Source organism: Microbulbifer aggregans (genome assembly GCF_020524005.1).
Classification (GTDB): Bacteria; Pseudomonadota; Gammaproteobacteria; order Pseudomonadales; family Cellvibrionaceae; genus Microbulbifer; species Microbulbifer aggregans_A.
Map to the genome: position 1 here is coordinate 102,000 of NZ_JAIVKK010000007.1, position 19,693 is coordinate 121,692.

The 19,693-nt window shown below is 56.3% G+C and carries 23 protein-coding genes; 14 read left to right on the forward strand and 9 right to left on the reverse strand.

From position 1 onward, the window contains the following. The first annotated feature begins 194 nt into the window (after positions 1-194). A complete protein-coding gene (locus LC093_RS13825) occupies positions 195-392 on the forward strand; it encodes a hypothetical protein (protein WP_226665805.1) in 198 nt (65 codons plus the stop codon). A gap of 6 nt (positions 393-398) precedes the next feature. Here the strand turns inward: LC093_RS13825 and rpsI are convergent, their stop codons facing one another. The 3 genes from rpsI to zapE form a co-directional block, all read right to left on the reverse strand. Continuing rightward, on the reverse strand, positions 399-791 hold the full coding sequence (rpsI, locus tag LC093_RS13830) for a 30S ribosomal protein S9 (protein ID WP_226665808.1): 393 nt from the start codon (positions 789-791) through the stop codon (positions 399-401). A gap of 15 nt (positions 792-806) precedes the next feature. Beyond that, positions 807-1,235, reverse strand: coding sequence for a 50S ribosomal protein L13 (gene rplM, locus LC093_RS13835; RefSeq protein ID WP_226665811.1), 429 nt, complete (start codon positions 1,233-1,235; stop codon positions 807-809). 130 nt (positions 1,236-1,365) lie between these two features. Then, positions 1,366-2,484: a cell division protein ZapE gene (zapE, locus tag LC093_RS13840; protein ID WP_226665814.1), complete on the reverse strand. Its 1,119-nt coding sequence runs from the start codon at positions 2,482-2,484 to the stop codon at positions 1,366-1,368. Positions 2,485-2,650: 166 nt separating this feature from the next. On the opposite strand from zapE, the gene LC093_RS13845 reads away from it, so the two are divergent. Continuing rightward, positions 2,651-3,148, forward strand: a complete 498-nt coding sequence (locus LC093_RS13845) for a YhcB family protein (protein ID WP_226665817.1) — start codon at positions 2,651-2,653, stop codon at positions 3,146-3,148. Positions 3,149-3,239: 91 nt separating this feature from the next. On the opposite strand, the gene sat is transcribed toward LC093_RS13845, so the two are convergent. Continuing rightward, on the reverse strand, positions 3,240-4,430 hold the full coding sequence (gene sat / locus LC093_RS13850) for a sulfate adenylyltransferase (RefSeq protein ID WP_226665820.1): 1,191 nt from the start codon (positions 4,428-4,430) through the stop codon (positions 3,240-3,242). A 163-nt stretch (positions 4,431-4,593) separates the two neighbouring features. On the opposite strand from sat, the gene LC093_RS13855 reads away from it, so the two are divergent. Next, positions 4,594-5,715: a S1C family serine protease gene (locus tag LC093_RS13855; protein WP_226665823.1), complete on the forward strand. Its 1,122-nt coding sequence runs from the start codon at positions 4,594-4,596 to the stop codon at positions 5,713-5,715. Between the two features lie 182 nt (positions 5,716-5,897). Here the strand turns inward: LC093_RS13855 and hisD are convergent, their stop codons facing one another. The 5 genes from hisD to LC093_RS13880 form a co-directional block, all read right to left on the reverse strand. Continuing rightward, the gene (gene hisD, locus LC093_RS13860; RefSeq protein WP_226665825.1) at positions 5,898-7,211 is read right to left on the reverse strand and encodes a histidinol dehydrogenase; all 1,314 of its coding nucleotides are present in this window, start codon (positions 7,209-7,211) and stop codon (positions 5,898-5,900) included. A 20-nt stretch (positions 7,212-7,231) separates the two neighbouring features. Continuing rightward, positions 7,232-7,864, reverse strand: a complete 633-nt coding sequence (gene hisG / locus LC093_RS13865; protein ID WP_226665829.1) for an ATP phosphoribosyltransferase — start codon at positions 7,862-7,864, stop codon at positions 7,232-7,234. Positions 7,865-8,029: 165 nt separating this feature from the next. Then, complete coding sequence (murA, locus tag LC093_RS13870; protein WP_226665837.1) at positions 8,030-9,292, reverse strand: UDP-N-acetylglucosamine 1-carboxyvinyltransferase; 1,263 nt, start codon at positions 9,290-9,292, stop codon at positions 8,030-8,032. Between the two features lie 28 nt (positions 9,293-9,320). Beyond that, entirely contained in the window at positions 9,321-9,554 is a 234-nt protein-coding gene (locus LC093_RS13875) for a BolA family protein (protein ID WP_226665839.1), read from the reverse strand. Positions 9,555-9,653: 99 nt separating this feature from the next. Beyond that, complete coding sequence (locus tag LC093_RS13880; protein WP_226665842.1) at positions 9,654-10,310, reverse strand: phospholipid-binding protein MlaC; 657 nt, start codon at positions 10,308-10,310, stop codon at positions 9,654-9,656. Positions 10,311-10,821: 511 nt separating this feature from the next. Here LC093_RS13880 and LC093_RS13885 point away from each other — a divergent pair. From LC093_RS13885 to mgtE, 11 genes are all read left to right on the forward strand, one after another. Next, a complete protein-coding gene (locus LC093_RS13885) occupies positions 10,822-11,793 on the forward strand; it encodes a KpsF/GutQ family sugar-phosphate isomerase (RefSeq protein WP_226665845.1) in 972 nt (323 codons plus the stop codon). A gap of 90 nt (positions 11,794-11,883) precedes the next feature. After that, a complete protein-coding gene (locus LC093_RS13890; protein ID WP_264193103.1) occupies positions 11,884-12,414 on the forward strand; it encodes a KdsC family phosphatase in 531 nt (176 codons plus the stop codon). Between the two features lie 70 nt (positions 12,415-12,484). Beyond that, positions 12,485-13,048 (forward strand): LPS export ABC transporter periplasmic protein LptC, encoded by a 564-nt coding sequence (lptC, locus tag LC093_RS13895; protein ID WP_226665849.1) that lies wholly within the window; start codon positions 12,485-12,487, stop codon positions 13,046-13,048. Next, complete coding sequence (gene lptA / locus LC093_RS13900) at positions 13,035-13,562, forward strand: lipopolysaccharide transport periplasmic protein LptA (RefSeq protein WP_226665860.1); 528 nt, start codon at positions 13,035-13,037, stop codon at positions 13,560-13,562. Before lptC ends, lptA begins: the two co-directional genes overlap by 14 nt. Before the next feature lie 79 nt (positions 13,563-13,641). Next, complete coding sequence (gene lptB / locus LC093_RS13905) at positions 13,642-14,367, forward strand: LPS export ABC transporter ATP-binding protein (protein WP_226665862.1); 726 nt, start codon at positions 13,642-13,644, stop codon at positions 14,365-14,367. A gap of 222 nt (positions 14,368-14,589) precedes the next feature. Then, positions 14,590-16,047: an RNA polymerase factor sigma-54 gene (locus LC093_RS13910; RefSeq protein WP_226665864.1), complete on the forward strand. Its 1,458-nt coding sequence runs from the start codon at positions 14,590-14,592 to the stop codon at positions 16,045-16,047. A gap of 166 nt (positions 16,048-16,213) precedes the next feature. Further along, entirely contained in the window at positions 16,214-16,504 is a 291-nt protein-coding gene (gene hpf / locus LC093_RS13915; protein WP_226665867.1) for a ribosome hibernation-promoting factor, HPF/YfiA family, read from the forward strand. 14 nt (positions 16,505-16,518) lie between these two features. Further along, entirely contained in the window at positions 16,519-16,980 is a 462-nt protein-coding gene (gene ptsN, locus LC093_RS13920; RefSeq protein ID WP_226665868.1) for a PTS IIA-like nitrogen regulatory protein PtsN, read from the forward strand. Positions 16,981-17,049: 69 nt separating this feature from the next. After that, positions 17,050-17,910: an RNase adapter RapZ gene (gene rapZ, locus LC093_RS13925; RefSeq protein WP_226665871.1), complete on the forward strand. Its 861-nt coding sequence runs from the start codon at positions 17,050-17,052 to the stop codon at positions 17,908-17,910. Positions 17,911-17,924: 14 nt separating this feature from the next. Next, the gene (locus LC093_RS13930) at positions 17,925-18,194 is read left to right on the forward strand and encodes an HPr family phosphocarrier protein (RefSeq protein WP_226665873.1); all 270 of its coding nucleotides are present in this window, start codon (positions 17,925-17,927) and stop codon (positions 18,192-18,194) included. Between the two features lie 148 nt (positions 18,195-18,342). Continuing rightward, entirely contained in the window at positions 18,343-19,686 is a 1,344-nt protein-coding gene (gene mgtE, locus LC093_RS13935) for a magnesium transporter (protein WP_413231510.1), read from the forward strand. Positions 19,687-19,693 lie beyond the last annotated feature (7 nt).

Here is a 19,693-nt window from a genome sequence, read left to right on the forward strand (position 1 = left end):
CAGCAATAGCGTCGCGCCGCCGATTTAGGGGCATGCGTGCGCAGCATTGCATAAAGTGCACCCCGCCTTTCTCTGGCAAGAAACCAGAAATAGAACAAAGCAACACTGTGGCTGAACCTGACAACAACCACAGACTATAGACTTAAAACAGAAACTCCCCGATACCTGATCCACTCGCTTGACCATAGAACAATGTGATCAAACCCCAAGTGCAAGCGGACAGAAATTCGCGCAATGTTAAAGAAAATGCCAATTTGATACAAGGCGAACGCCGGCCAGCCGACAAGCCCACCAGCAAAACAGACAAACTCGCGCCTTTATCTTCAGCCAGCTCCTCAACTCGCACAGACAAAAAAAAGCCCGGCATGAAGCCGGGCAAGAAAAAGGTATAAAACCGATTAACGCTTGGAGAATTGCGGCTTCTTACGCGCTTTGCGCAGACCGACCTTCTTCCGCTCAACGGCACGCGCATCACGAGTAACGTAGCCAGCTGCACGCAGCGGCTGACGCAAAGACTCGTCATACTGCATCAGGGCGCGGGTCAGGCCGTGACGGATAGCACCCGCCTGACCAAATGAACCACCACCCTTAACGGTGACGTTGATGTCAAATTTTTCAACCATATCGACCAGCTCCAGCGGCTGACGCACGATCATGCGAGCCACTTCACGGCCGAAGAATTCGTCCAGAGTGCGACCGTTTACGCTGATTTTACCTTCACCCTGCTGAATGAATACACGAGCAGTGGAGGTCTTGCGGCGGCCGGTACCGTAGTATTGAGTAGTTGCCATGAGAATGCTTTCCGTTTAGATCGACAGTTCAATCGGCTGCTGAGCCGCGTGAGGATGCTCGCTACCTTTATACACCTTCAACTTCTTGAACATGGCGCGACCCAGAGGGCCTTTCGGAAGCATGCCTTTAACCGCACTTTGAATAGTGCGCTCAGGCGCCTTGTCGATCAGCTTCTCAAAGCTGATGGATTTCAAACCACCAGGGTAGCCAGAGTGGCTGTGGTAGATTTTGGCTTTAGCCTTGTTGCCGGTCACGCGAACCTTTTCGGCATTGATTACAACGATGTAATCACCAGTGTCCACGTGGGGCGTATATTCAGGCTTGTGCTTGCCACGCAGGCGGTGAGCAATCTCGGCAGAAATACGACCGAGAGTCTTGTCCGCAGCGTCAACAATGTACCAGTCGCGAGTTACCGCTTCTGGTTTGGCACTGTAAGTCTTCATGTTATAAAACACCTGTATATGACCCATTTATGGGCCGTCCCACAAAAGAGCGCGAATACTACATAAGCGCCAAGCGCTTTTCAAGCGTAAAACCGCACAATATCTGACCAGGCAGATCCGATCAATCACACTACTCCGGGCGATGCCCGCGCGCCAGATACTCCCGCGACTGCATCTCCTGCAGGCGACTCTTGGTCCGCTCGAATTCAAACCGCAAATGCCGACCCGCATACAGGCTTTCCAGGGGCTCCGCCGCAGAAATTACAATCTTGACGCAGCGGTCATAAAACTCATCCACCAGATTGATGAAACGGCGCGCCTGGCTTTCGGAGCGTTCATCGAACTGGGGAACATTCGCCAGCAATACGGTATGGAACTCACGCGCCAGCTCTATATAGTCATTTTGGGAACGCGGCCCATCACACAGTTCACTGAATTCAAACCAGGCCACATCATCTGCCACCTTTGTCGCCACGATGCTGCGCCCCTCCACATCCAGCGATACCTGCTCGCGCACCTCACTCCCATCCACGATCAAGGCTTCAAAGCTGCGACCAAGACTGGCATCCGCCTCGATATCCAGCGGGCAGTGGTACAACTCGGCCGTCTCCAGGGCCCGCAGCCGGTAGTCGACGCCACTGTCTACATTGACCACTTTGGTATGTTCTTTTAGCAGCTCGATCGCCGGGAGAAAGCGGGCCCGCTGCAGTCCGTCGCGATACAGGCCATCGGGCACAATATTCGAGGTCGCGACAAGCGCAACCCCGCGCTCGAACAGCGCCTGCAGCAAACTTCCCAGAATCATCGCATCAGTAATATCCGACACAAAGAACTCATCAAAACACAGCACCCGGGCGCGAGCGGCGATCTGATCGGCCACCTTTTCCAATGGATTCTTCTCTCCCGCCAGTGCATTTAACTGCCGGTGGACATCGCGCATGAAGCGGTGGAAGTGCGTGCGTACCTTTTGCTCAAACGGCAGAGACTCAAAAAAGGCATCCATCAGGTAGGTTTTGCCGCGACCGACGCCACCCCAGAAATACAACCCCTTTTCCGGCTGGACGCCGCCACCAAAAAGAGAACGCAGACCGCCGAAGAGCCCCTTTCTGGCCTCTGACTGCACCAACCGCTGATAAAGATCCTGAAGCTCCTCAACCGCCTGCTTCTGCGCCGCGTCCGCGATGAAATCCGGGCGCTTCAAGTCGCGCTCGTAGCGTTGTCGTGGAGAAAGTGGAATTTCCTGCTGCATAGCTACGCCCGTTTAACTTCCCAAAGTGGTCTCTTCAGCGCACTGTCAACGCTAACGTGAACATTGCCGCCTCTCGAAGGCGCGCACTTTAGCAAATCCATCACAATTTGGCATAACAGTCGAACACGGCGCTGCGGCGGCTTTTGCGTATAATAAGGTCACCGTCATGGAAGGTCGGTGCCACTATCTATTTGAGGAGGAAGTAATTGTGCACTCTACATCGGTATTGATTCTGGTGGGCGTTTTGGGACTTGTCGCAGGCGCACTGCTCGCATTCCTGGCCACACGCAACCGCCAGAACACTGACCGCACGCAGGAACTGGAACTCAGCCTGAAAGAAGCCAACACCAGGCTGGAGGACTTTCAGCAGCAGGTAAACGAACATTTTGACCAAACATCCCAACTTGTTCACAACCTGACCCAGAGCTACCGGGACGTTCACGAGTATCTCGCCAATAGCGCTATTCGCCTTTCCAATCAGGAAATAGGCCGCCAGATGCTGGAAGCTGGCAGTGGCGAACTGAGCGACGACAAAGAAAACCTGACCGTTCTCCCTCCCCGAGACTGGGCGCCCAGATCTCCCGGCGATAAGGGCACACTGTCCGAAGAGTTCGGCCTGGAAAGGGAACCAACAGCACCAAATGAAGAAGTCGCCAGCCGCTGAACCCTTCCAGTGAGACACAAGCAGCAGCTAGCAACATAAAAAAAGCGGGGCCAATTGGCCCCGCTTTTTTCAGTCGAACAGTTCGCGCCCGTTACAGGCTCTGATAGTAGTCCATCAGAATCTGCGCCACTTCGGGGCGGGAGAATTCCGGAGGCGGAGCAATACCGTTACCCAGCATCTCACGCACCTTGGTACCCGACAGCAGGATAAAGTCCTCTTTGGTGTGATCAGGCACATCGCGCATCATCACGACTTTATTCAACTTCTTCGAGTATGCGGTGTGGTCAGCACGGAAAATTTCAATCTCCAGTGCGCCAGCCGGCACCTTCTCGTCAAAGATGGTCTGGGCATCAAAAGCACCGTAATAATCGCCAACACCAGCATGGTCGCGACCAACAATCAGGTGGCTACAGCCACAGTTCTGACGGAACAGCGCATGCAGAACGGCCTCACGGGGGCCCGCATACAGCATATCGAAGCCGTAACCAGTCACCATAACGGTGTTTTTCGGGAAGTATTCTTCCACCATTTTACGAATGGCCGCATCACGCACCGGTGCAGGAATGTCACCAGCCTTCAGCTTGCCCAGCAGCATATGAATCAGGACGCCGTCTGCTTCCACCGCGTCCAGAGCCATCTTGCACAGTTCTTCGTGCGCACGGTGCATCGGGTTACGGGTCTGGAAGGCAACAACCTTGCTCCAGCCGTGCTCCACCAGCTCATTGCGGATCTCTACCGCAGTGCGGAAGGTGTCCGGGAAGTCAGCCTGGAAGTAACTGAAATTGAGCACTTCAATCGGGCCTGAGATTACGTGGCGACCTGCCGCCTTGAAGGTAGCGACACCCGGGTGATTCTCATCCAGAGTACCGTACACCTGCTCTACGATGGTGCTCATCTGCGCATCAGAGAAAGTCTCGATGGCTTCTACATCCATTACTGCGAGTACGGGGTTGCCTTCAACATTCGGATCGCGCAACGCGATACGCTTTGCGCCCTCAATACCCGAAATATCGTCCACCACGTTTACCACTGGAACCGGCCAGAAAAGGCCATCCGTAGTCTGCAGTGATTCCGCCACGCTTACCGCATCGGCCACATTCATATAGCCTTGCAGCGGGTTGAAGTAGCCAGCGCCCAGCATCACCGCATTGGCAGCAGCCGCGGAGCTGACCACAATTGACGGCAGGGACTCTGCTTCGTTAATCAGTTGATGATGCCGCGCGCTGTCGTAGACAAAGCGGGGCTGCAGTTCTTCACTGCCGTGCGGGCGAACCAGAGACATGTGCAACTCCTGAAAACTTGTTCAGTCCATTTTGTTAGAAAGCGCACATTATACGGATTATGCCGGTTGCACCAAGCGTCATACAAAGGGTCGCTATAACCGTTGCTAAGGACTCTATTCCCGAAAGGCGTATAATGGCCCCAAATCGGGGAAGGAGCATCTGGTGTCATTACAACGATTCCTGCACGACTGGGCGATACCTGGCGCTATCGGGCTAATTGTGGCTGCGGCCCTACTATTCGCGCTACCGCACCTGCGAGCGCCCCAGCAGGCAACCTCCCCTTCCACAGAAATGCAGGGTCCCGTGTCTTACGCTCGGGCCGTGAATTCGGCGGCCCCCGCCGTAGTGAATATTTACACCCGCAAACAGGACCCACTGTCCAACCACCCGTTATCCAATCACCCGCTTTTTCGCCGCTACCAGAAGGAGCGAAGCCAGCCGAGCCTCGGTTCGGGCGTCATTGTGGACACGAGCGGTTATATCCTCACCAACTACCATGTCACTGCCGGAGCGGAAGAGATTGCGGTGGTACTGGCAGACGGGAGGGAAGCGCAAGCCACGCCGGTGGGCTCCGACTCAAACTTCGATCTCGCAGTGCTGAAAATTGACCTGCCAAACCTGACCGCAATCGAGGTAGGCGACCCGGAAAGGGCCCAGGTGGGTGACGTCGTACTCGCCATCGGCAATCCGTTCGGCGTCGGCCAATCGGTGACACAGGGCATCATCAGTGCGACAGGACGCGACATCAGCAATACCCGGGAAGGCACTTATCCACAAAGCTTTCTGCAGACAGATGCGGCAATCAACCCCGGCAATTCCGGCGGGGCACTGGTGGACGCCTACGGCAAACTACTGGGCATCAACACCACTGTCGTCGAAGGAAGAGACTATACCGGAGGCATCAGCTTCGCAATTCCGGCCAATATCGCTCTTAAGGTTATGCGGGACATTATCGAGTACGGTCGCGTCGTGCCCGGCTGGCTCGGTATTGAAGCCCGCACCGTAAACCCCAATCTGGCACGCGCTTTTCACCTGCCATCCACAAATGGCGTGATTGTAACCGCCATCTACAATAATGGCCCCGCACACCTCGCCGGACTGCAACCTGGCGATGTCATTACCCACATCAACGGTGATCCAATCAACGACGGTGAACATGGCATTGCCGCAATGGCGACACTGCGCCCCGGTGAAACCGTCACTATTACCTATATTCGCGATAGCCAGGTGCACAACACCGAAGCCACTGTTTCAGAGCAACCGCGCCCTCGAGAACAAACGTAAGCAAAAAAGAAGTCGGGCGGACAAGGACTGGACAGAAACAGGGTAAGTCAAGAGGGTAAACATCAAGCATCCAGCCCAAGCGCTCTTTACTCGATAACAACGTCTTCAGCAAACATGGCGGGCAGTGGCAGGTGATGCAAAACCATCGCCTGCCATTTAGCAGCAAGACACAACGGCCGGACTCAACCCTCTTCAGCAACCCGGTAATCCGCGGAGCGAGCGTGGGCGTCCAGCCCCTCCCCCTTTGCCAGCGTTGACGCAACCCGGCCCAGACTTTCCGCCCCTTCCGGGGAGCAAAAAATAATCGAGCTCCGTTTCTGGAAGTCATACACACCCAGCGGAGAGGAGAAACGCGCAGTACCGCTGGTGGGAAGTACATGGTTCGGCCCGGCACAGTAGTCCCCCAGCGCTTCCGCCGTATGGCGTCCGAGAAAGATGGCCCCCGCGTGGCGAATACCCGACAGGTATTGCTCCGGGTTATCCACAGACACTTCCAAATGCTCGGGGGCAACTCGGTTGGCAACCTCAATTGCCCGCTCGATATCCGCGACCAGTATCAACGCTCCCCGGTCCTCCAGTGATTTCCGCGCGATTTCCTCACGCGGCAGCTCAGCCAATAACCGGGCCAGAGACGCCTCTACAGCATCGAGATACTCCGCATTGGGGCAAAGCAGTATGGATTGGGCCTGCTCGTCGTGCTCCGCCTGGGAGAGGAGGTCCATCGCAATCCAGTCGGGATCTGTTTTCCCATCGCAGATAACGAGAATTTCGGACGGACCCGCGATCATATCGATAGCAACCTGACCAAAAACCGCACGTTTCGCGGTCGCCACATAAATATTGCCCGGCCCAACAATTTTATCGACGCGAGGAATCGTTTCCGTACCATACGCCAGCGCGGCCACCGCCTGGGCTCCGCCCACGGTAAACACCTGGTCGACCCCCGCAATTGCCGCGGCCGCAAGCACAAGGTCGCTCAATTGGCCATCCGGAGCCGGAACAACCATCGCCACCTGGTCAACTCCAGCAACTTTCGCAGGAATCGTATTCATCAACACTGATGATGGATAGCTCGCCTTGCCACCGGGCACATAAACCCCGACACGCTCCATCGGGGTTATCTGCTGCCCCAGGACCGTGCCATTCGCCTCAGAGTATTGCCAAGACTCCTGCACCTGACGCTCGTGATAAGAACGCACGCGCGCGGCCGCTGTTTCCAGCGCCGCCCGGTTCTCTGGAGAAATGCGCTCTAATGCCTGCTGCAAATCATCTGCACTCAGACAGAATTCACTCGCGGCCTGCAGGTCGCGGCGATCAAAGCGATTGGTATATTCGATGACAGCGGCATCACCGCGCGCTTGTACCTGCTGCAGGATGTCGGCGACCGCCGATGCTACCAGCGTATCAGACACAGACTCCCAGGCCAGTAACTGCGCCAACTGCGCATCAAAATCTCGCCCGCTGGCATCGAGACGACGAATGGAAACTGTCTTCATTGCTATTCCACCAGTGAGCATCAAGCGCGCGATTTAACCGCAGCTGCCAATTGCTCAATCAATCCATTAATAGGGGCATACTTCATCTTCATGGACGCCTTGTTTACGATCAGGCGACTGCTGATATCGGCGATATGGTCCCTGGCCTCCAGGCCATTCGCCTTGAGCGTATTGCCGGTATCCACGATATCCACAATCTCGTCCGCGAGATCCATGAGCGGCGCCAACTCCATTGCACCATACAACTTGATAATGTCCGCCTGGCGCCCCTGCGCTGCATAGTAACGCTTGGCAGAGTTAACAAATTTCGTAGCCACTTTAATCCGACCACGGGGCAGTTCAGCACCTTTGATCCCGGCCGTCATAAGACGGCAGCGTGCAATACCCAGGTCCAGCGGCTCATAGATATTGCTATCGTCGTGTTCCAGGAGGTTGTCTTTCCCGGCCACCCCGATATCCGCAGCACCGTGCTGCACATATGTGGGCACATCCGATCCGCGCAGAATCAACAGGTGGACATGTTCCTGATTAGTGGGAAAGATAAGCTTGCGGCTTTTGGCGATATCTTCCAGAGGCTCGAGCCCGGCTTCCGCGAGAAGCGGAAGCGTTTCCTTGAGAATTCGCCCCTTGGTCAGAGCAATGGTGATCTGCATGGCAACTATATTTATTTGACTGAAGCGGCTATCCCGCCGCTTTTTTAAACTGTACTTCCCGGCAGGGCACGCATGTCATACGATCGCCCAGCGCGAAAAACTATTCAGTAATATCCAGCTTCGCTCCCTGCCCACTGCTGAAAGCACTTGCAGGTCCGGAGGAATTTAGCCAGGAACGCGATGAATATTGGCCCCGATCTGCCGCAGCTTCTCTTCAATACATTCATAGCCGCGATCGATATGGTAAATCCGGTCAACGACCGTCGTCCCCTCGGCCACCATACCCGCAATTACAAGCCCAGCTGACGCGCGCAGGTCGGACGCCATAACCGGCGCCCCCTTCAGCTGCTCAACACCTGTAACAATGGCAGTGTTGCCCTCAAGAACGATATTCGCCCCCATCCGGTTCAGCTCGTGGACCTGGATCAGGCGATTTTCAAAGATGGTTTCGACAACCGTGCCCTTACCTTCCGCCACCGCATTCATGGCCATGAACTGGGACTGCATATCGGTAGGAAATGCCGGATACGGAGCGGTGCGAAAGCTCACAGCTTTCGGCCGATTACCCTTCATATCGAGCTCGATCCAGCCATCGCCAATACTCAGGTGTGCGCCCGCTTCCTCAAACTTGGCCAGTACGGCGTCCAGAATATCGGCGCGCGTGTGCGTCAACCGCACCTTGCCACGAGCGGCTGCGGCCGCAGCAAGAAAAGTACCCGTCTCGATCCGGTCCGGCATGACGGAATAGCTGCACGGAAGTAACCGATCAACACCGTGTACGCGTATCGTGTCGGTACCTGCACCTTCGATTTGCGCACCCATCGCGATCAGAAAATCAGCCAAATCGACGATTTCAGGCTCGCGCGCGGCATTGTGCAGGACGCTGGTACCTTCGGCCAATGCCGCGGCCATCAGGAGATTCTCAGTTCCCCCTACCGTGACTTTTTCCATCACGATATTGGCGCCTTTCAGCCGGCCATTGCTGCGCGCACGGATAAACCCTTCGTCGATGGTGATTTCAGCCCCCATCGCTTCAAGGCCTTTCAGGTGAATATCTACGGGGCGGCTACCAATAGCACAACCGCCCGGAAAAGAGACGTTGGCAACACCATGTCGGGCCAACAGCGGGCCGAGCACCAGTATTGACGCGCGCATGGTTTTCACCAGTTCATAGGGCGCAGTGAGCTCATTGATAGAGCGCGGGTCGATTTCAACTCCGAGCTTTTCGTCGATGGTGATCTCTGTACCCATACACCGCAGCAACGTGATCATCGTGGTGATATCGTTCAAGTGCGGCAGGTTATGAATCTGTACTGGACCGTCAGCCAGCAGCGCAGCCGCCAGAATTGGCAGTGCGGAATTTTTGGCCCCGGAAATTTTCAAGGTTCCGGAGATGGGGCTACCCCCTTCGATAATCAGTTTATCCATTCAGTCTGATGTCCAATTGCGGCAGCGATCACTGACCAGCTTCTTCAGGGGTGAGGGTTTTCATCTGCACGGCGTGCAGGGTACCGTCAGCGATTTTGTCGGAAAGCGCTCCGTAAACCAGCTGCTGCTTTTTCAGGCGGCTGAGTCCAGCGAAAGCGTCACTGATTACCGTCAATAAAAGGTGGCTACCTTCAAAGGCGACGTCGACCTGACTGCCGGGAATCTGCCCTTCAATCAGGGCCTTGATTTGATCTGGTTGCATAGGCGGGGAAATGGTTCGATTTGAAAATAGCGCGCAAGTGTACTGGATTCACTGCGCAGGCGCAGCCATGCATAAAAGGTGCGTGGCTGCGCCGCGGGATCAGTTTGCGCTGTCGGCAACTTTATCGGCCGCAGACCAGCTGGCAATCACCTTATCGATATCGCCGCTGTTCGCCTGCATGGCTTGTGAGAACTGGCCCCGGAAAGTCTTGCCCAGGTTTACACCGTTGAGGATGACATTGATCAGTTTCCACTGACCGCTGCGGTTACGCACCAGGGTATAGGAAACCTTGGTCAAACCCTCATTACTGCGAACTTCCTGCAACACATTGACACGGTTGCCGCTTGGCGCCGTGCCCGGGTTAACCACTTTCACATCCAGGTCACCGAATGTTGCCACACCACGAGCGAAGGTCGCCACCAGGTCGCGCCGGAAAGCGCTGACAAACTGGGCCCGCTGGGCAGGAGTCGCCTGTTTGGCATAGCGCCCCATAACCCCACGCGCAATGAAGTCGAAGTCCACTACGGGCTCCAGCACCTTTTCAACGGCGCCGTAGTAGCGCTGAGGATTCGAATTCAGGTATTGGCCGTTGGCTCGGATCACTCCCAGGAGCTCATTGGAGACCCCTTCAATCATAGAGTAGGGGTTCTGGGCCGCGCTTGCGCCAGGCACCCAGAAAGCGATTAAAAATGCCGCCAGCAGCCCCCGGAGGGAACTGAATACGGTGGATTTGACAGGCAAAGTGAGTACGCTCACAAAATATCTCCCATTGGCAATTCGTCCATTGGATACGCACAACACAAAAAAGTGTCACGACGACGCCAAAAAATCATGCTGACCGCTAAAATAGATCGCCACGCGATCCACCTGACTCGATAGCTGACAATGGCGGCGGCAAACTATACCATGGCGACGCTCCGGACAAGCGGGATCCCAATCTCAATACTGCGACCTTTCTTCAGCCCAGGCACACACTTCGGGCCGTTGATGAAGTCGAGGGATGCGGCCACCAGAGCAGGCTAATCAAACCATTTCCGCCAGCGCCGGTGCAACGCACCCGTCCAGACGGCCCCGAGCCACAGGTAATTCCAGTGGTTTCCCGGCCTCGTCGCCACAAAGGTCGCAGCAGTATTGAAAGGTTAGCATGTCATCCGGGCACGCGATTGGAGGCAGGCTGCCTCTTCATCAGATATAGATATAGATGAGCGGTGTCAGCAGAGTTTCTACACTGTTCAACAATCTGGAACCCCACGAATTGAGTCATCCAATGGGTAATGAGCTGATTTTACAGGCCGGTCGCAGAACCGTCGCCATGGAAACCGCCGCTGTCGCGGCCCTGGAAGCCCGTATCGACGACAGTTTTTATCAGGCGTGCGAACTGATACTCGCATGCCAGGGACGCGTGATTGTCTCCGGCATGGGGAAGTCCGGCCATATCGGGCGCAAGATCGCCGCGACACTGGCCAGTACAGGCACTCCAAGCTTCTTCGTTCACCCCGGGGAAGCGAGCCACGGTGATCTGGGCATGATCACCCGACAGGACCTGGTCATCACCATCTCAAATTCCGGAACTTCAGCGGAGGTACTCACCCTACTCCCCCTGCTGAAGCGGCTCGGAATCCCCATGATCAGCATGACCGGCAAACCCGACTCACCACTGGCCCAGTCCGCAGACGTCAATCTGGACATCGCGGTAGACACCGAAGCCTGCCCGCTCAACCTGGCCCCCACCTCTTCCACGACCGTAACCCTGGTGATGGGCGACGCCCTCGCCGTGGCCTTGCTCGAGGCGCGCGGCTTCACGGCAGAGGATTTCGCCTTCTCTCACCCCGGAGGGGCGCTCGGCCGTCAACTGCTGCTGAAAGTGGAAGATGTCATGCACGCCGGTGACGAGCTACCTCAGGTGACGCCCGACACCCTGCTGTCTCAGGCCCTTCTGGAAATGACCAGTAAGGGATTCGGTATGACCACTGTCGTGGGCACCGAGGGCGAACTCGTAGGGGTCTTCACCGATGGCGACCTGCGCCGGGTTATCGACCAGAAAGTCGAGCTGGACAAGGCAACCTTGGAGCAGGTGATGAGCCGGCGCCCAAAAACCGTTAGCGCGGAAACCCTCGCAGCCGAGGCACTGCGCATCATGGAAGACAACAAGATTACCGCTCTTGTGGTCGAGGATCCCGAGCACCACCCGGTAGGCCTGCTCCATATGCACGATATTCTGCGCGCCGGCGTCATCTGAACTATCCCAGAGAAGCCGCCGCACGACGAAATAACACCAAACTGAACAAACAACGAAACCCGCGAACGATCAAGGAGTCTCAGCGTGAGCCTGGAAGAAAAAATTCAACGCAAACTGGCACAGGTTCGCTATCTGGTTCTGGATGTCGACGGCGTACTGACCGACGGCAAGCTCTACTTCGACAACCATGGCAATGAGCTGAAAACCTTCCACACTCTGGATGGACACGGCATAAAGATGCTCCAAAAATCGGGGGTCGGCGTAGCCATCATTACCGGCAGGCGCAGCAGCGTGGTGGAAAAACGCGCACACGACCTGGGTATTACGCGCCTGATTCAGGGGCGGGAAGACAAATATTCGGCCTTCCAGGAACTGTTTGCCGAAGAAAACGTAGACCTCGCAAGTGTTGCCTACGTCGGAGACGATTACCCGGACCTGCAACTCATGACCCGGGTCGGATGCCCGATCGCAGTGCCCAATGCAGCGCCACCGGTCCTGGAGCACGCGCTCTGGGTTACCCACAAGCAAGGGGGAGAAGGCGCTGCTCGAGAGGTATGCGATCGAATCATGCAGGCCCAGGGCACGTTTGATGCCGCACTGGCCCCCTATTTGGCCCAATAGTGCTCCAACGGCAATTCATCACCGATTACTGGCTAAGATATCTAGCACTCTAATAAGGAATTGATCGCACATGCGCACCTGGCTGCCACTCGTCATCGTGGTCTCCCTTATTTCCCTGGGACTCTGGTTCACGGAAAGTCCGCCCAAGCAGCTACTCGGAAAAACACCAACACAGCAGCAGCACAACAAAGCACCGGACCTGGTGATACGGGGGGCACGGACACGCCACTACAGCGCTGAAGGGACTCTCGCTTACCAGGTGGACGCGGAACGCATCACCTTCTTCCAGTTTGACCGCCGGGATCGCGCGGACCTGACCGAGCCACGGATGATTTTCTATCAGGGCGACGATTCGAAGTGGCGCACGGAGTCCCGCTCGGGCGTTGCCATCAACAACGGGCAGCGAGTAGTACTCAAGGGAGACGTCACGATAACGGAGCTGCCACAACCCGGCATTACCCTCCGAACAGAAAATATCGTGCTCAAGCCGCGGGAAGAATTCGCCGAAACCAACAAAGTTGTTACCATTACCGACGGCGCCAACCGAACTACCGGCAAGGGCATGCGCGCCGATCTCAAACAGGACAAAGTAGAGATACTGTCTGATGTGGAAAGCAGTTATGAACCCCGCTGATCTAATCCGAGCCGCGTTGACGGCATTGCTCGCCAGTCTGCTGTTCGGCGCCCAGGCCTTGGCACTGCCAAACGACCGCGAGCAGCCCATCAAGGTTTCCGCAGATAAGCTGGAGGCCAACCGCAGCAAGAACATCACCGTATACAGCGGCAACGTGGTGATCACCCAGGGTTCCCTGCAAATCCGCGCAAACCGGGTGGAAGTCTTCGGCAACACCAAGGGCGAAATTGAAAAGGTGGTAGCCACTGGCAGCCCGGCACACTTCCAGCAGCAGGTAGAGGCAAACACTAACCCGGTCAAAGCTCGCGCCAAGCGCATCGAGTTCCTGGTCGGTAACGATGCCCTCCAGCTGACCGGCGAAGCCGATATCGACCGAGACGGCAACACACTGTCCGCCGAACGAATTGATTACGATTTGAAAAGCGAGCAGATGAAAGCCCAGGGTCGCTCCGACAAAGAACGGGTTGAAATGATCTGGAAGCCGGAAAGCAAGCCAGCAGAAAACGGACAGTAAACACCCGCTATTTAAACCCGAGCGATACAAGCGCCAGAATAATCCCGGCTGCTCCAGCCGACTGAATTCGGAATTGACTATGCCGACGCTCAAAGCGTTACATCTCGCCAAGCAATACAAGAAACGCAAAGTCGTTAAAGATGTCTCCGTCAGCGTCAGCAGCGGCCAGGTAGTGGGCCTACTGGGCCCCAATGGCGCCGGCAAAACCACCTGCTTTTACATGATTGCCGGCCTCGTGCGCGCCGATGCGGGCCAGGTACTTATCGACGACGAAGACATTACCGGCCTCTCCATGCACGGCCGCGCACGCAAGGGGATCGGCTATTTACCGCAGGAGGCGTCCGTCTTCCGGCGCCTGTCGGTAAAGGACAACATTCTTGCCATTCTGGAAACCCGCAATGATCTGAATCGCTCCCAGCGTCAGGAGCAGCTGGAAGCCCTCCTCAACGAGTTCCACATTCAGCACATCCGCGACAGCCTGGGCATGGCCCTGTCTGGCGGTGAGCGGCGCCGGGTGGAGATCGCCCGAGCACTCGCGACAAACCCGGCATTCGTGTTGCTTGATGAGCCTTTTGCGGGTGTAGACCCGATATCCGTCAATGACATCAAGCAGATCATTCGCCACCTGCGAGATAGAGGTATTGGCGTACTGATCACCGACCACAACGTGCGCGAAACACTCGATATCTGTGAGACCTCCTACATCGTCAGCGAGGGCCACATTATTGCCTCCGGCGCACCGGAGGAAATCCTCGCCAACAGCCAGGTACGAGACGTCTACTTGGGACACGAGTTCACAATATAGCGTTATTGTGGGCTGCCCATCCCTCTTAGAATAGCCTTCCAAAGACCGACATCACAAAAATGCCGAATATTTCAAAGTCTGATGAAATTTTCGGCACACTTATTGCTTGTGCTCGCCGTTTTGCCAAGGTAGTCTGCAGAACTTGAGTTTTACGCCGCCGCTCCCAGGAGCGAGGCTTTCGGCGAATTGAATACGCCAGAACTTTCTGCGAACACCAATCCGATGAAGCAGTCACTCCAGTTAAAGCTCGGCACTCAGCTAACCATGACGCCGCAGTTACAGCAGGCGATACGCTTGTTGCAACTGTCGACACTGGACCTGCAGCAGGAAATACAGTCCGCCCTGGACAGCAATCCCCTCCTGGAAACGGACTTCGACGAACACGGCAACGAAAGCCATCAGGATCAAAACACCCCCTCCAAACAGCAGGCTGACACCAAAAGCGAGAGCACGGCTACTGAGCCGACCGAGGCTGAAGGTGACTGGAACAGCAACATCCCCGACGACCTGCCGGTAGACACCCGCTGGGACGACATCTACGGCAGCACCAGCTATTCCGGGGGTGAAAGTGAAGACTATGCATTTGAGCAGCGCAATGCGGCGTCAGAGACCCTGCAGGATCACCTGCAATGGCAGCTGAACCTTACCCCGCTCTCCGATGAAGACAAGCGCATTGGGGAAACACTGATCGACGCCGTCGCACCCAACGGTTTCCTCGACAGCAGCCTTGAAGAGCTCGCCGCCGGGCTGGCCGTTGAGGAAGATGAAGTACTCGCTGTCCTGAAAACCATCCAGCAATTTGAGCCTGTTGGCTGTGGCGCCCGAGACCTGAGGGAAAGCCTGCTGTTGCAACTGCGCCACCTGCCGGAACAGACCCCCTGGCTGGGACAGGCATTGACGGTGGTCGGTCAGTACCTGGACCTGCTTGGCAAGCGCGACTTTCGCCAATTGAGCCGCCGCACCCGGCTGAGCGAGGCCCAGCTGGGTGAAGTCATGCGCCTGATCCAGACGCTGACCCCCTACCCGGGAGAGGCTTTTGGTGGCGAAGAGCCCCAGTATGTCATCCCCGATGTGATCGTCAGCCGCAAGGAGCAGCGCTGGATCGTGGAGCTCAACCCGGAGACCACGCCCAAACTGCGCATTAACGACAGCTACGCCTCACTGATCAAGCGGGCTGACAACTCCAGTGAAAACAACTACTTGCGGGACAACCTCCAGGAAGCCCGCTGGTTCCTGAAGAGTCTGCAAAGCCGCCATGAAACCCTGCTAAAAGTCGCCAGCTGCATCGTCGAAAAGCAGCAGGGATTCTTCGAGCAGGGCCCGGAAGCGATGAAGCCCATGGTTTTGGCGAACATCGCTGAAACCATCGGCATGCACGAATCCACCATTTCCCGGGTGACCACACAGAAGTACATGCTCACTCCGCGCGGTGTGTTCGAACTCAAATATTTCTTCTCCAGCCATGTGAGCACCGATTCTGGCGAGGATGCTTCCTCCACCGCAATTCGTGCACTGATTCGCAAGCTGATCGACGCAGAACTGCCCCGCAAGCCCCTGTCCGACAACAAGATCACCCAGGAGCTAGATAAGCAGGGTATCAAGGTTGCCCGTCGTACTGTCGCCAAATACCGCGAATCCATGGGAATCCCTTCCTCCAGTGAAAGAAAGAGACTGGTCTAAAGGCTATAGTCATAATCCGACTGCCTCAAAGCCCATATTGAGCAGTTTCTCGACAACCAACGCCCATACTTTGAGTGTATCCTTCCATTCTGATGCACTTCCTAGTAGGGTTGCCGCCCTGAAAAGGGGGGCGGCCCATTGTGTTGAAACCGATGAGGAGAAATCCATGCCGATCAACATCAGTGGCCATCATGTAGACGTGACTCCGGCCATTCGTGACTACTGTCTGAATAAACTGGAAAAGCTCTCCCGCCACCACGATCTGATTACCAATACGCAGGTGATACTGTCCGTAGACAAACTAATCCAGAAAGCCGAAGCGCGTGTACACGTAAACGGCCGGGATGTATTTGCCGATTCGGCGTCTGAAGACATGTATGCCGCGATAGATTCACTGACCGACAAACTGGACCGACAGCTCCTCAAACATAAAGAGAAGTTACGCAGTCACCGCTAGAACTCCAGCACGTTATGACATTGGAAGCCTTACTTTCTCCCCGCCTGAGTCTTTGCCACCTGGCGGGGAGCAGCAAGAAAAAGCTGTTATTGAATATCGCCCAGGCCATTGCGGAACAATATCCAGAACTGGACTCCGATACCGTATTCAACCAACTGGTTGCCCGTGAGCGCCTGGGCTCTACCGGCATCGGTGAAGGTGTGGCTATCCCGCACTGCCGCCTGCCGGGTTGTATGCACCCTATCGGTGTACTTTGCACTACCGCACCGGCAGTGGATTTCGATGCAATTGATCGCCAACCGGTAGACCTGCTGTTTGCGCTACTGGTACCGGAAGACTCTGATCAGGAGCACCTCGATACCCTCGCAGAAATTGCCACGCTGTTCAGCGACAGCCGGGTACGCGACAAACTCCGTGAAGCCTCCACCAGTGATGAGCTATACGCACTGGCCATCAACAGCGCTGCCGCGGCATAATGACGACTACATCACCGCGGCCTCTCTGAGGCCCGGTAGTCCACCCAAGCAGCAAGGAGCGCTTGTTTCATGCGTCTGGTTATCATCAGTGGTCGCTCGGGTTCCGGCAAAAGCTCAGCATTGCAACTACTGGAAGATGTCGGTTTCAACTGCATCGACAACCTCCCTGCCAGCCTGCTCCCGGAACTGATACGCCGGGTCAGCGATCAACCACCCGAAGAAAACACCCAGCTCGCACTCGGTATCGATGCCCGTAACCTGTGGCATGACGTACGCCAGGCACCCAAAGTCATCAATGAACTCAGGGATAGTGGGGTGGATTGCGATGTCGTATATCTGGACGCCCGCTCCCCGGTACTGGTGCAGCGTTTCAGTGAAACCCGCCGCAAACACCCGCTGAGCGATAGCCGCACACACCTGCTCGAGGCGCTCAATCACGAGAAAGACCTGCTGGCCCCGCTGGCAGCCATGGCCGACCTGGTCATTGATACCAGTAGCCTGAGCCTTCACCAGTTGCGGGACCAGGTGAAATCCAGAGTCGTGGGCAAAGACTCTCCGGGCATGGCGATCCTGTTTCAGTCCTTCGGCTTCAAGCATGGGGTACCGGTGGATGCCGACCTGGTCTTTGACCTGCGCTGCCTGCCCAACCCCTACTGGGTTGCGGAATTGCGCAATAAAACAGGGCAGGATCCAGAAGTGGCCGAATTCCTGCGCTCGCACGAAGAGACCGAAGAAATGCAGCGGGATATCACCGGCTTCCTGGAACGCTGGCTGCCGTCGTACCAACAAAGCAACCGCAGTTATACCTGTGTAGCCATCGGCTGTACCGGCGGCCGCCACCGCTCCGTCTACATGGTGGAGCAACTGGCAAAAACGTTTTCCAGCCTGTTCAACAACATCCAGGTTCGCCACCGGGAACAACAGAAGTAACAAAGATTCATCTCATGCAGAAGAGCCGCATTACCATCATCAACAAACTCGGCCTGCACGCCCGCGCAGCCAGTAAATTCGCGCAGACGTCAGCGCGCTACTCCTCAGAGGTCAAAGTGATTTGCCAGGGAAAAAGCGTGGATGGCAAAAGCGTGATGGCTTTGATGCTGCTCGCTGCTGGCAAAGGTGTCGAACTCGATCTGGAAATCTGTGGCCGCGATGAGGATGCTGCGCATGAGGCAATATGCAGCCTGATCAATGACCGATTCGGAGAGGGAGAGTAACCCCCCCTGACAGTACCGCCCCACCGGACATTCCCCCCTTCACCGGGAATATCCCCGCGATTAGTCGCCGGCTATAATACGGCCACGCCGCACCGACCTACCGAACGACACCGAAGGATACTTCGTGCCCAACAGCTCCCAATCCGACATCAAGTTCCGCGCCCAGAGCCAGTTGGGGGAACTCTATGCGGCCCTGGATAGCGGTACCGGACGCGAAGTGCAGCGGATGCTGCAAACCCTCTCCCCGCAAAATATTGCCCAGTTGCTGGAAAGCTCGCCGCCCCGCATTCGCCAGGTATTGTGGAACCTGATCGATAAAGAAGTCGAAGGCGAGGTTCTGCAGGAGCTGACCGACGATGTCCAGAGCCAGATACTCTCCACGATGGACACCGCGGAAATGGTCGAGATCATGGAAGGTCTGGACGCAGACGATGTCGCGGATATTCTGCAGCAACTGCCCGACCGCGTAATGGCCGAAGTCCTCTCCGCGATGAGTGAGAACGACCGCCAACGGGTCGAAAGTGTACTCGCCTACGACGAGGAAACCGCGGGCGGTCTGATGGATACCGACACGGTATCCGTGCGCCCCAACCTTACCCTGGATGTCGTGCTGCGCTATCTGCGCCGACATGAACAGCTGCCCGAATCCACCGATAACCTGTTTGTGGTGAACCGGAAGGATCAGTTTATCGGACTGCTACCGCTAACCAAATTGTTGACCAGTGATCCATCGGTTACCGTGCGCGAGGTAATGTCGACGGATGTCGAAGCGATTCCCGCTGACCTGCCCGATACCGACGTGGCCCAGCTGTTTACCAAGTACGACTGGATTACCGCCCCGGTAGTGGATGAGCAAAACCGGCTGCTGGGTCGGATCACCATCGACGATGTAGTCGACGTTATCCGCGAGGACGCCGACCATTCGCTGATGAGCCTGGCCGGCCTGGACGAAGAAGAAGACACCTTTGCTCCGGTAATACGCACAGCACCGCGACGCGCCGTCTGGCTGGGAATCAACCTCCTGACAGCGCTACTCGCCTCCTGGGTGATCCACCTGTTTCAGGACACCATCGACAAAGTGGTCGCACTGGCCGTATTGATGCCGATCGTCGCCAGTATGGGTGGGGTGGCTGGTAGCCAGACACTAACGGTTGTGATCCGCGGTATGGCACTGGGGCAGATCGGCCGCAGCAACCTGAGCTGGCTGTTATCCAGGGAACTGGGTTCCGGCGCGCTGAACGCCGTCCTCTGGTCGACGATAATGGGGCTAATTACAGCACTCTGGTTTGGTGACTATCGGATCGCGCTCATTATCATAGCGGCAATGGTGATCAACCTGATTACCGCCGCCCTGGCCGGCGCCGTGCTACCCGTAGTACTGAGAGCCATGCGTATCGACCCGGCCCTGGCCGGCGGCGTTGCCCTGACTACGGTTACCGACGTTGTCGGCTTTATGTCTTTTCTGGGCCTTGCGACCTGGTATTTTGCCTGACGCCGGG